This is a genomic window from Hydrogenophaga sp., from assembly GCF_051007235.1.
Lineage (GTDB): Bacteria > Pseudomonadota > Gammaproteobacteria > Burkholderiales > Burkholderiaceae_C > Hydrogenophaga.
Genome location: NZ_JBPCSJ010000012.1, coordinates 1 through 11,948, shown reverse-complemented (window position 1 = coordinate 11,948; position 11,948 = coordinate 1). Strand labels below are relative to the sequence as shown.

Below are 11,948 nucleotides of genomic sequence, written 5' to 3'. Positions count from 1 at the left end.
GCAGGGCAGGGCGGGGACATCCTGGTCTTCCTGCCGGGCGAGCGCGAGATCCGCGAGGCCGCCGACCACCTGCGCAAGCACCTGGCGCACCAGCCCGCGCTGCGCAACGCCGAGGTGTTGCCGCTGTTCGCACGCCTGTCGCAGGCCGAGCAGGACCGCATCTTCCAGCCGCACGGTCAGCGCCGCATCGTGCTCTCGACCAACGTCGCCGAGACCTCGCTGACGGTGCCGGGCATCCGCTTCGTGATCGACGCCGGCACGGCGCGGGTCAAGCGTTACAGCTTCCGCCAGAAGGTGGAGCAGCTGCTGATCGAGCCCATCAGCCAGGCGGCAGCCAACCAGCGCGCAGGCCGTTGCGGCCGCGTGGCCGATGGCATCTGCATCCGCCTGTACGACGAGGCGGGGTTCAACGGCCGCCCGAAGTTCACCGACCCCGAGATCCTGCGCAGCTCGCTGGCGGGCGTGATCCTGCGCATGAAGGCGCTGCACCTGGGCGCGGTGGAAGACTTCGCGTTCTTGGAGGCGCCGCAGCGCCGCGCCATCACCGACGGCTACCAGCTGCTGTCCGAACTGGGCGCGGTGGACGAGGCGAACGAGCTCACCCGCATCGGCCAGACCCTCAGCCGCCTGCCGCTGGATCCGCGCGTGGGCCGCATCCTGCTCGAAGCGCAACAGCGCGGCGCGCTGGACGAGGTGCTGGTCATCGCTTCCGCCCTGAGCCTGCAGGACGTACGCGACCGCCCGCTGGAGAAACAGACCCAGGCCGACCAGGCGCACAAGAAGTTCGACGACGAGAAGAGCGAGTTCACCGGCACGCTCAAGCTCTGGAAGTGGCTGGATGACAGCAAGGGCGGCCACGGGACCGACCACAAGCTCAGCCACCGCCAGTACGAAAACCTGCTGCGCGAGAACTACATCAACGTGCGCCGCGTGCGCGAATGGCGCGACATCCATTCGCAGCTGCACACCGTGGTGGCCGAGCACAAGTGGGTCCTGAACACCGCGCCCGCCAGCTATGAGCAACTGCATCTGTCCATGCTCGCCGGCCTTCTGGGCAACATCGGCCAGAAGAACGACACCGAAGACTGGTACCTGGGCGCTCGCGGCATCAAGTTCCACCGCCACCCGGGCGCCAACCTGAGCAAGAAGCCCGGCCGCTGGATCGTCTGCGCCGAGCTGGTGGAGACCGCGCGCCTGTTCGGCCGTGGCATCGCCAACATCGAGCCGCAGTGGCTGGAACAAGTCGGCCAGCACCTGCTCAAGAAGCAGATGCTGGACCCGCACTGGGAAAAGAAGGCCGCCCGCGTCTCGGCGCTGGAGCGCGCCACGCTGTACGGCCTGGTGGTCTACCACCAGCGTCGGGTGGACTACAGCAAGGTGGACCCGGCTGGCGCGCGCGAGATCTTCATCCGCGAAGCCCTGGTGGGGCACCTGCACGAGGACACCTGGGACAGCAAGCTGCCCTTCCTGGCCGCCAACCGACGCACCGTGCGCGAGGTGCAGGAGCTGGAACACAAGGCGCGCCGGCAGGACGTGCTGGTGGACGACGAGCTGATCTACGCGTTCTACGACCAGCAGCTGCCGGCCGACGTGTGCAACGGCGCGGCGTTTGAACGCTGGTACCGGGACCACAGCCGTGAGAACCCGAAACTGTTGTTCCTGACGCGCGAAGAGCTGATGCGCCACGAGGCTGCTGGCATCACCACCCAGGCCTTCCCCAAGACGCTGCGCCTGGGCGGTGTGGACTGCGCCGTGGCCTACCTGCACGAACCGGGCGACCCGCGCGACGGCGTGAGCGTGACGGTGCCGATCTTCGCGCTCAACCAGGTCAGCGAAGACCGCTGCGACTGGCTGGTGCCCGTCATGCTCAAGGACAAGGTGCAGGCCCTGCTCAAGACCCTGCACCAGCGGCCGCGCTCGCGGCTGGTGCCGCTGCCGGCCACGGCCGAGAAGATGACCGAGGCGCTGTGCCAGCCCGAGACCTTTGGCAGCGGGAGCCTGATGGACGCGCTGCTCAAACTGGTGCGCGACGCGACCCAGCTGCCGGTGCAGCGCAACGACATCAAGGTCGACATGCTGCCGGCCCACCACTTCATGCACCTGCGCGTGGTGGACGAACACGGCCGCCAGCTGGGGCAGGGCCGCAACCTCGGCGCGCTCAAGGCCGAGCTGGGCAGCCAGGCACGCGGCGCCTTCCAGGCGCTGGCCTCGCTCAAGCTCAAGGACATCGCGGGCGCGCCCCCCGCTGCACCGGCACCCGTCGCTGCGCCCGCTGCGGCCGATGGCGCCCGCCGCGTGGCAGCACCGGCCAAGTCACCGCCACCGCCCGCAGCCACCGCCGACCAGCGCCACACCAGCTGGGACTTCGGCGAGCTCCCCGAGCTGATGGAGATCCGCAAGGGCGGCCAGACGCTGATCGGTTTCCCAGCGCTGATCGACGACGGGGATGCGGTGCGCATCGAGGTGTTCGATGAGCCTGAACTCGCGCAATGGCGCCACCGCGCCGGCCTGCGCCGCCTGTTCGCGCTGCAGATCAAGGACGCTCTGAAGTACCTGGAAAAGAACCTGCCCGGCCTGCAGGCCATGGGCGTGGCGTACATGAACGTCGGCAAGACCGACGGTGGTGGCGGTGGAGGAACGCTGGAAGAGCTGAAGCACCAGATCCTCGATCTGGCCCTGGACCGCGCCTTCCTGACCGAGCCGCTGCCCACCGATGCCGCCGCTTTCAAGGCGAGGCTGGACGAGGGACGAGGGCGCCTGACCCTGATCGCCAACGAAATCGCCCGCCAGGCCGGCACCATCCTGACCGAACACGCCGCGGCGGCCCGCAAGCTCAAGGACAGCAAACCACCGGCCGACGTGGCCACCGATGTGCAGCAGCAACTGCAGCGCTTGGTGCCCAAGCACTTCCTCAGCGCCACACCCTACGCCCAGCTGCAGCACTTCCCGCGCTACCTCAAGGCGGTTCAGTTGCGGCTGGACAAGCTGCGCAGCGACCCGGCACGCGACGCCGCCAAGTTCGCCGAACTGCGCCCGCAGGACCAGCGCTTCTGGCGCCTGGTGGCCGAACGCAAGGGTGTGCAGGATGCGCGCCTGCAAGAGGTGCGCTGGTTGCTGGAAGAACTGCGCGTGAGCTTCTTCGCGCAGGAACTGCGCACCCCGCAGCCGGTGAGCGTCAAACGCATCGACAAGGCCTGGACCCAGCTCAACAGCTGAGCAGCCCTGACGCCATCACGGCGCGGCCAGGGCCACGCGGGCGTCCTTGAGCTTGAGGTCGGCTTGTGCGCTCAGGCGGTCGACCACGGCGCGTGCGTCCTGTTCGGTGGCGAACTGATTGATCCGCACCTCGAATTTGCCGTCCTTGGGCAGCACCTCGGCCGGGTAGCCTTGGGCCGTGAGCTGGTCGCGCAAGGCGCCGGCCTGCACCGAGGTGTTGGTCAGCGCCAGCACCGCGCGCCAGCGCCCGCCCTGCACCAGCACGCCGCTGCCGGGGCTCAGGTCGGCCTGGCCGATGAACTTGGCCAGCTGGTCGGGTGTGGCCTGGCCGGCGGGCTTCTCGGGTTGTCCGGTGAAGGTCACCCAGAACGCACCGGGCTTGTCCAGGCGGATCTCGGGCTGGGCATCGCGCTGCACGGCCACTTTGCCTTCGAACACGCACACCGCATCGTGATCGGCGTCGGTCATGCTCCAGAAGTCGGTGCCGCGGATGCCGACGGTGGCGGTCGCCATCTTCAGGTTCAGCTGGCGCTGGTTCCCGGCGAGCTTGCTGGCCAGGTCGGTGGCGTAACGGAAGACGCCGGTCACCAGGCGCAGCGACGAGTCGATCTGCTGCGGGCGCGCGACCCCGCGGGTGGTGACGTCCATGCGTTCGATCACCAGTTCGGTGGCTTCGCCGAGCTTGACCTCGCTGCGGTCGGGCAGGCGCAGCAGCATGCGGGCGCCGCTGGCGGTCAGGGCCTTGTCGCCGCTGCGCAGCTGGATGCCGGGCTGGGCCGGCCGGCGCTGGCCATGCCGCTCGACCCAGGCGGGCAGCTGCACGGCCTGCACTTCGGTGGGCGCGGGGGCCGCGTGGGCGGTGCGCGGGGCCATCCAGGTGGCGGCACCGGCCAGTGCCAGAGTGGTCAGAGACCAGCCCAGCCAGCGGCGGCGCGGGGCGGATAGGACGGTGGAACGGGCGTGACGGGCCATCGGGACTCCTGGTGCGTTGGGTTCTGCCATACCGCTGTATCGGCACGAGGTCCGGGCAATTGATGCCGCTGGACGAACGGACTACGCAACAAGAGGGTGGGTGGATGCGGGTGTTCCGCCCAAAAGACAGGACGTCGTGACGGAATTGGCGCCTGGGCGCCGGTTCACAGCCGTGCCAGCCGCTCCAGCGCGGCCTTCAGCGTCTCGTCCTTCTTGGCAAAGCAGAAGCGCACCACTTTCTGGTCGAAGCCGTTGCCGTAGAAGGCAGACAGCGGAATGGCGGCCACACCCACCTCGCGGGTGAGCCACTGGCAGAACTCGCCCTCGGGCAGGTGCCTCTCGGGCACGGCCAGGTCTTCGATGCCCACGCACTGGAAGTAGGTGCCCTGACCGGGCAGCAGGCGAAAGCGCGTGGCGGCCAGACCGTCGCGGAACAGATCGCGCTTGCGCTGGTAGAAGGCGCTGAGTTGCAGGTAGGGCGCCGGGTCTGACATGTAGGCGGCCAGCGCGTGCTGCATGGGCGTGTTGACGGTGAACACATTGAACTGGTGCACCTTGCGGAATTCGGCCGTCAGCGGCGCCGGTGCCACCACGGTGCCGACCTTCCAGCCGGTGACGTGGTAGGTTTTGCCGAAGCTGCTGACGATGAAGGCCCGCGCGGCCAGGCCGGGGAAGCGCGCGGCGCTCTGGTGCTGCTGGCCGTCGAACACCATGTGCTCGTACACCTCGTCGCTGATCAGCAGCACGTCGGTGGGGGCCAGCAGTTCGTCAAGGCGGCGCATGTCGGCCTCGGTCCAGACCTGGCCGCTGGGGTTGTGCGGGCTGTTGATGATCAGCGCACGGGTGCGCGGCGTGATGGCGGCGGCGATGGCGTCGAAGTCGGGCCGGAAGCTGCCCGGCACCAGCGGCACGCGAACCACCTTGCCACCGGCCAGTTCGATGTTGGGCACGTAGCTGTCGTAACAGGGCTCGAGCACGATGACCTCGTCACCCGGGTGCACCACCGCCAGGATGGCGGTCAGGATGGCCTGGGTGGCGCCGGCGGTGACGGTGATCTCGGTGTTCGCGTCGCAGTGCAGGCCGTACAGCGCTTGCATCTTCGCGGCCATGGCCTGCCGCAGCGCGGGCACGCCGGGCATGGGCGGGTACTGGTTGTGGCCGGCCTGCATGGCGCGGGTCACGGCATTGACCAGCGCCGGGTCGCAATCGAAGTCCGGGAAGCCCTGGCCCAGGTTGACCGCACCGACCTCGGCCGCCAGGGCCGACATGACGGTGAAGATGGTCGTGCCCACGGCGGGCAGGCGGGAGGTGGGGGCGGGGGTGCGGGGCAACGGTGCGGTGTTCATGCGGAGCGGAAACATCAGATGTCGAAATGGTGGCCCTCACCGGCCATGGCCTGCAGGATCAGGTCGCGGCTGAGTCGGTCGCTCAGCAGTTCGGCAAAACGCAACACGAAATGCCGCAGGTAGGTGCCGCGCTTGAAGGCCACACGCGCCAGGTTGTGGCCGAACAGCTGGGCCGCGGGGCGGGCCACGAGGTCGGGCGTGGCGTTCTCGCCCTGCATGGCCATCTCGGCCACGATGCCCACACCCATGCCGAGCTTAACGTAGGTCTTGATCACGTCCGAGTCGATCGCTTCGAGCACGATGTTGGGCTGCAGGTGGCGCAGGGCGAAGGCCTGGTCGATGCGCGTGCGGCCGGTGAAGCTGGGGTGGTAGGTCACCAGCGGCACCTGGGCCAGGTCCTCCAGCGAAATGCGCTCGCGCTGCGCCAGCGGGTGGTCAAAGGGCAGCACCAGCACGTGCTGCCATTCGTAGCAGGGCAGGGTGACCAGCTCGGGGTAGTTCACCAGCGACTCGGTGGCCATGCCGATCTCGGCGGTTTCCTCGATCAGCATCTTGGCCACCTGGTCGGGCGAGCCCTGGTGCAGGCTGACGGCGACCTTGGGGTAGGCCTGGCGCAGCGCCGCCACCGGGCCGGGCAGCACGTAGCGCGCCTGGGTGTGCGTGGTGGCGATCGACAGCGTGCCGCTGTCCTGGGCCGAATACTGCTCGCCGATGCGCTTGAGGTTGTTGACCTCGCGCAGGATGACTTCGATGCTTTTGAGCACCTGCTGGCCGGGCTCGGTCACACGCTTGATGCGCTTGCCATGCCGGGCGAAGATCTCGATGCCCAGCTCGTCTTCAAGCTCGATGATGGCCTTGGACACCCCCGGCTGCGAGGTGTGCAGCGCCTTGGCGGCCTCGGTCAGGTTCAGGTTGCGGCGCACCGCCTCCTGGACGAAACGGAACTGGTGCAGGTTCATGCGGGGGTCTTTTCCAGCGCGATCTGCGCCAGCAATTCGGCCAGCCGCGGGTCTTCGCCGGCGGCGGGCAGGCATTCGCAATGCACGCCCGGGTGTTGCGCGGCCATTTGCTGCATGAGCACCGGCAGGTCTTCACGGGCGTGTTTGCCCATGCCGAAGAACAGCGGCAGCACGCGCAGGTGGGTCGCACCGCCGTCGATCAGGGCAGCCGCTGCGCTGGGCAGGTCGGGCTCGCTGAGCTCCAGGTAGGCACAGGCCACGCGGGCTTGCGGGTCGGCCTGGGCGATGCGCCGGGCCACGGCCTCCACCGGCAGGCGCCAGAGCGGGTCGCGCGAACCGTGCGCAAAAACGATCACACCGAGCATGTTGTCATCTCCTGAGCACCAGCCACCCGAAAGCGCCGAGCGAAACCACCGAATAAATGAGGGCCGGCGACGCCGCCGCCAGCCAGGGCTGCCACTGGTTCAGGTTGCCGATGTAACCGAACACGTTGTTGAGCAGGAAGAAACTGATACCGGCCATGACGCCGCCGAACACATACGCCGTGATGCTGCCCGAGCGGAAGTGCAGGTAGGCAAAGGGCAGGGCCAGCACCACCATCACCAGGCAGGACAGCGGATAGAACACCTTGCGCCAGAACTCGATTTCGTAGCGCTGCGCCGTCTGGCCGTTGGCCTCCAGGTGGCGGATGTAGGTGTACAGATCTGCCGTGCGCATGCGGTCGGGCTTGAGCAGGGCGGCCGACACCATCTCGGTGGTGATGCTGCTGGGCCAGCGCAGGCTCTCCAGCTGGCTTCTGACGATGCGGGCCGATTCGAGTCCTGCGGTGTCGAATTCGCGCCGCTGCACCTGGGTCAGCGTCCAGGACTCGTCTTCCTCGATCTGCCCGCCCTCGGCCTGCAACGTCGACACCAGAAAACCCTGGTTGTCGAACTCGAACACCCTTACCTGGCTCAGGCCTCCTTGCGGCGTGAGCGCGCCCACGTTGACCGAGAAGTTGCTGTAGGTCTGCCGTTCCTTGAGCCAGGCCCCGGTCTGGCCCAGGCTGATGTGGCCCTGGTAGCGCGCCTTGAGCAGTTGACCGGTCTTGTCGGCCAGAGGGGCCACGTAGTCGCCCAGCGCAAAGGTCAGCACCACAAAAATGGCACCCAGCCCCAGCAGGCTGCGCAGCGCGCGCCACGGCCCCAGACCGCTGGTGCGCAGGATGGTGTATTCCGACCCCTGGGCCAGGCGCGCCAGCACGAACACCGATCCGATCAGCACCGAAATGGGCAGCAGCTCATAAATGCGGCTGGGCATGAGCAGGCCCACGTACATCAGCGCCTGGGGCAGGCCGTAGACGAGCGACTTGTCCAGCGGCGAGGCCTTGCCCAGTGCCGGTAGCTCGTCCACGAAGTCGAAGAAAAAAAACAGCGAGAGGAAGGCCACCAGCACGAAGCCGACGGCCACGAACACCTCGCCATAGATCAGACGGCGGATGGTTTTCATGCGGCGCTCGCTGGCACGGTGCGACCGCGGTGGCGCTGGGCAGCCCACCAGCCACGCAGGCTCAGGTTGAGGTGCCGCTTGGCCAGCCACAGCAGGGACAGCACGAACACGCTGCCGTGCAGCATCAGCATGAACGGCAGCAGGCCCACCAGGCCGGAGGCGATCCAGCTTTGGCCCAGGTTGAGCAGGTTGTAATAGAACACGAAGGCGAACAGGGTGAAGAATAGGTTGCCACCTCGCCCGGCGCGCGGGTTGCCGGTGGTGGTGGCCAGTGCGATGAGCACGAAGTTGATGGCGGTGAGCGCCATGCCGATCCGCCAGCCCAGCTCGCTGAGGTTGGCGTTGTCCGGTTGCTGGGCGAGTTCCCAGCTGGACTTGGACTTCAGGCTGGTCCGGGCTCCCGTGACGAGCGCCGCGGAGCCCACCTGTGTGGCGTAGGTTTCAAACTCGCTGACCTTGAGGCTCTTGCCATCGGCCGCGGTTTCCAGGCGCTGGCCGTTGTTGAGCACCAGCATCTGCTGGTCGCCCTTCCATTCGATGCGGCCCGAGCGCGCCGATGTGATGGTTTCGCGGCCGTCGGACTCTTTGCTGGAGATGAAGATGTTGCGGCCCTCCGTGCCGTCGGCCGTGTCCTTGTCGATGAAGAACACGCGCCGCCCGCTGGACGATTCCTGGAACTGCCCGGGCGCCACGCGTTCAAGATCGCCGCGCCGCTCGAAGCGACCGCGCAGCTCGTCGGTCTGCTGGTTGGCCCAGGGCCACACGAACAGCGTCATGAGGGTGATCACCAGCAACACCGGCCAGGCGAAACGGAACACCGGCGCCAGAAACCCCCCGAGCGAGCGACCGCTGGCCAGCCAGATGATCATTTCGCTGTCGCGGTACATGCGCGCCAGCGTGAACACGATGGAAATGAACAGGGCCAGCGTGAGGATCGTGGGCATGCGGCCCAGCACCGTGTAGCCCAGCACCAGCATGATTTCTTCCGGGTTGACGCTGCCGCGCGATGCCAGGCCCAGCGTACGGATCAGCAGCATGGTCAGCACGATGGTGAACAGCACCACCAGGGTCGCGCCGAAGCTGCGTGCCAGCTCTCTGCGAATGGAAGAATGGAATAACATCGACTGCACTTATTCGGAAACCGCAATTATGGACTTCGAACTCAAATCCCTGACCGCTGAACAGGCCGCCTCGCTGGCGGTCGATGCCCTGCTCGTGCTCGTGCCCGACAGCCTGCCCAAGACCACCGGCAAAGCCGCATTGGCGCTGCTCGACCTGATCGCCAACGCGGTGCAGCACGGCGACCTGGACATCGGCGCGGGCAAGTGCCTGGCCTGCTACCGGCCAGCCGGGTTCAAGGCCGCGCGTGTGGTGCTCGCGCGCGCCGGTGACGCGTCTGCGGCCTCGGTGCGCAAGGCGGTGGCGGCCGGCATGGCCAGCCTCAAGCTGCCACAGGTCAAAAAGCTCGGTCTGGTGATGAGCCTCCTGCCCGACAGCGGCAACGCCGTGCAAGCGGCGCTGATGGCCTGCGCCGATGCAACCTACGTCTACACCCACACCAAGCCGACCGCCAAGGCCCGCCACCTGCAGCGCGTGACCGTGGGCGTGGCCACGGCCGATGCGGTGCGCAGTGGTTTTGCCGCTGGCAAGGCCATGGTCACCGGTGTGGAAATGGCCAAGGAATGGGCCAACCGCCCCGCTAACCACGCCACGCCCAGCCTGCTGGCCGACGCTGCGCGCGCGCTGGGCCGCAAGCCCAACATCAAGACTGAGGTGCTTGGTCTCAAAGAGGTGGCCGCGCTCAAGATGGGCGCCTTCATGGCCGTGGCCCAGGGCTCCGCCGAGCCGCTGCGCTTCATCGTGCTGCGTTACAACGGCGCGGCCAAAACCGAGGCGCCGGTGGTGCTGGTGGGCAAGGGCATCACCTTCGACACCGGCGGCATCTCCATCAAGCCCGCCGCCGAAATGGACGAGATGAAGTTCGACATGGGTGGCGCGGCCAGCGTGCTGGGCACCTTTGCTGCGCTGGCCGAATTGCAGCCGTCCATCAACGTGGTGGGCCTGATCCCCAGCTGCGAGAACATGCCCGACGGACTGGCCGTCAAGCCGGGCGATGTGGTCACCAGCATGAGCGGTCAGACCATCGAGATCCTCAACACCGATGCCGAAGGCCGCCTCATCCTGTGCGATGCGCTGACATACGCCGCACGCTTCAAACCCCGCGCCGTGGTGGACATCGCCACGCTCACAGGTGCCTGCGTGATCGCGCTCGGTGCCCTGCGTTCGGGGTTGTTTTCGGGCGACGATGCGCTGGCCCAGGCGCTGCACGCTGCGGGCGAGCATTCGCAAGACCTGTGCTGGCGCATGCCGCTGGACGACGAGTACGCCGAAGGCCTCAAGTCCAACTTCGCCGACATGGGCAATGTGGCCGGTCGCGCTGGCGGTTCCATCACCGCTGCCAAGTTCCTGCAGAAGTTCACTGGCGAGCTGGCCTGGGCCCACCTGGACATCGCCGGCTCGGCCTGGAAGAGCGGTGCTGCCAAAGGCTCCACCGGTCGCCCGGTGCCGCTGCTGGTGCAGTACCTGCTGGACCAGTCGGTGGCGCCGCGGGCCGCCAAGCCCACGGCCGCTCGCAAGGCCAAGGCCTGAAAGCCCGCGTTGACAGCCGTGCGCCCGACATGACCGAGGTGGCCTTCCATTTCAATGCGCCCGACCGGCTGGGCTACGCCTGCCGGCTGCTGCGCAAGGCCTACCTCAAGGGCGCACACCTGCAGGTGCTGGCCGATCCTCCGCTGGCGGCTGCGCTGGACCAGCAGCTCTGGCTCATGACGGGGGTAGAGTTCGTGCCGCACTGCCACAGCGACGCCCCCGAGCCCCTGCGGGCCCGCTCACCCATCGTGATCGGCAGTCACGTGACCGTACCCGACGGGGACGACCATGTGCTGGTCAACCTGAGTGACGCGCTGCCCGAGGGTTTTCAGCGGTTTGCCCGCGTGATCGAGGTGGTCACAGCCGAGCCGCCCGTGCGTTCGCTCGCCCGTGAACGCTGGAAACACTACAAGGCCGCGGGTCTCGAGCCCCAGCACCTTGACCTCAGCGCCTCCAGCTCCGCCCGCGCCTGACGGGTGGCTTGGCGCGTGCGCTGCTGTTGCGGCGCTAATGGTGCATTCGCTGCACTGATGTTGCTACAGGCAAACCCTTGCTATCCCGCTCCAGCGCTGGGGCTGGCGCATGGTTCCCATTTTTTTGGAGTATCTTTATGGGCGTGGAGAAAAAAGTTCCCTCCGCAATTCAAACTTCATTCCTTTCCGAGGATATCTATGCAACTGAACCTGAAACTGGCCGTCATCGCAGCGGCTGTCGCCCTGGCCGCTTGCGGCAAAAAAGAAGAGGCTGCACCCGCTGCCGCTCCGGCAGCTGCACCCGCTCCTGCGGCCGCTCCTGCTCCGGCTGCTGACGGCGTCATCAAGATCGGTCACGTCGGTCCCACCAGCGGTGGCATCGCCCACCTCGGCAAGGACAACGAAAACGGTGCCCGTATGGCCATCGAAGAGCTGAACGCTGCCAACCTGACCATCGGTGGCAAGCCGGCCAAGTTCGAGCTGCTGGCCGAAGACGACGCGGGCGATCCGAAGCAAGGCACCGCCGCCGCCCAGAAGCTGGTCGACGCCAAGGTCAACGGCGTGATCGGTCACCTGAACTCGGGTACCACCATCCCCGCCTCGCAGATCTACAACGACGCTGGCATCCCCCAGATCTCCCCCTCGGCCACCAACCCCAAGTACACCCGTCAGGGCTACGCTGGCGCCTTCCGCGTCGTGGCGGATGACGTGCACCTGGGTGGCACCCTGGGCAAGTACGCTGTGGAGTCGCTCAAGGGCAAGAGCATCGCCGTTATCGACGACCGCACGGCCTACGGCCAGGGCGTTGCCGACGAGTTCGAAAAGGGCGTGACCGCTGCTGGCGG

The 11,948-nt window shown here is 67.4% G+C and carries 10 protein-coding genes; 4 read left to right on the top strand and 6 right to left on the bottom strand.

The genetic code is table 11. The annotated features are described in order from the left end of the window. The coding region (hrpA, locus tag ACR2JA_RS00385) for an ATP-dependent RNA helicase HrpA (protein ID WP_434007158.1) at positions 1–3,216 on the top strand (3,216 nt) is incomplete at its 5' end. A gap of 15 nt (positions 3,217–3,231) precedes the next feature. On the opposite strand, the gene ACR2JA_RS00380 is transcribed toward hrpA, so the two are convergent. The 6 genes from ACR2JA_RS00380 to lptF all read right to left on the bottom strand — a co-directional run bounded on the left by ACR2JA_RS00380 (position 3,232) and on the right by lptF (position 9,102). Continuing rightward, positions 3,232–4,188: a FecR family protein gene (locus ACR2JA_RS00380; protein WP_434007157.1), complete on the bottom strand. Its 957-nt coding sequence runs from the start codon at positions 4,186–4,188 to the stop codon at positions 3,232–3,234. A gap of 164 nt (positions 4,189–4,352) precedes the next feature. Next, the gene (locus tag ACR2JA_RS00375) at positions 4,353–5,534 is read right to left on the bottom strand and encodes a pyridoxal phosphate-dependent aminotransferase (RefSeq protein WP_434007156.1); all 1,182 of its coding nucleotides are present in this window, start codon (positions 5,532–5,534) and stop codon (positions 4,353–4,355) included. 14 nt (positions 5,535–5,548) lie between these two features. After that, positions 5,549–6,493: a CysB family HTH-type transcriptional regulator gene (locus tag ACR2JA_RS00370; RefSeq protein ID WP_434007155.1), complete on the bottom strand. Its 945-nt coding sequence runs from the start codon at positions 6,491–6,493 to the stop codon at positions 5,549–5,551. Then, complete coding sequence (locus tag ACR2JA_RS00365) at positions 6,490–6,858, bottom strand: sirohydrochlorin chelatase (RefSeq protein ID WP_434007154.1); 369 nt, start codon at positions 6,856–6,858, stop codon at positions 6,490–6,492. Before ACR2JA_RS00365 ends, ACR2JA_RS00370 begins: the two co-directional genes overlap by 4 nt. A gap of 4 nt (positions 6,859–6,862) precedes the next feature. Then, positions 6,863–7,981, bottom strand: a complete 1,119-nt coding sequence (gene lptG, locus ACR2JA_RS00360) for an LPS export ABC transporter permease LptG (protein WP_434007153.1) — start codon at positions 7,979–7,981, stop codon at positions 6,863–6,865. Then, positions 7,978–9,102: an LPS export ABC transporter permease LptF gene (lptF, locus tag ACR2JA_RS00355; protein ID WP_434007152.1), complete on the bottom strand. Its 1,125-nt coding sequence runs from the start codon at positions 9,100–9,102 to the stop codon at positions 7,978–7,980. Before lptF ends, lptG begins: the two co-directional genes overlap by 4 nt. 28 nt (positions 9,103–9,130) lie before the next feature. Here lptF and ACR2JA_RS00350 point away from each other — a divergent pair, with 28 nt between their 5' ends. The 3 genes from ACR2JA_RS00350 to ACR2JA_RS00340 all read left to right on the top strand — a co-directional run. Continuing rightward, positions 9,131–10,630 carry a leucyl aminopeptidase gene (locus ACR2JA_RS00350; protein ID WP_434007159.1) on the top strand — a complete coding sequence of 500 codons (1,500 nt, stop codon included), beginning with the start codon at positions 9,131–9,133 and terminating at the stop codon, positions 10,628–10,630. Between the two features lie 29 nt (positions 10,631–10,659). Then, positions 10,660–11,103, top strand: coding sequence for a DNA polymerase III subunit chi (locus tag ACR2JA_RS00345; protein WP_434007151.1), 444 nt, complete (start codon positions 10,660–10,662; stop codon positions 11,101–11,103). 198 nt (positions 11,104–11,301) lie between these two features. Beyond that, on the top strand, positions 11,302–11,948 hold a 647-nt coding region (locus tag ACR2JA_RS00340; protein ID WP_434007150.1), incomplete at its 3' end, for a branched-chain amino acid ABC transporter substrate-binding protein.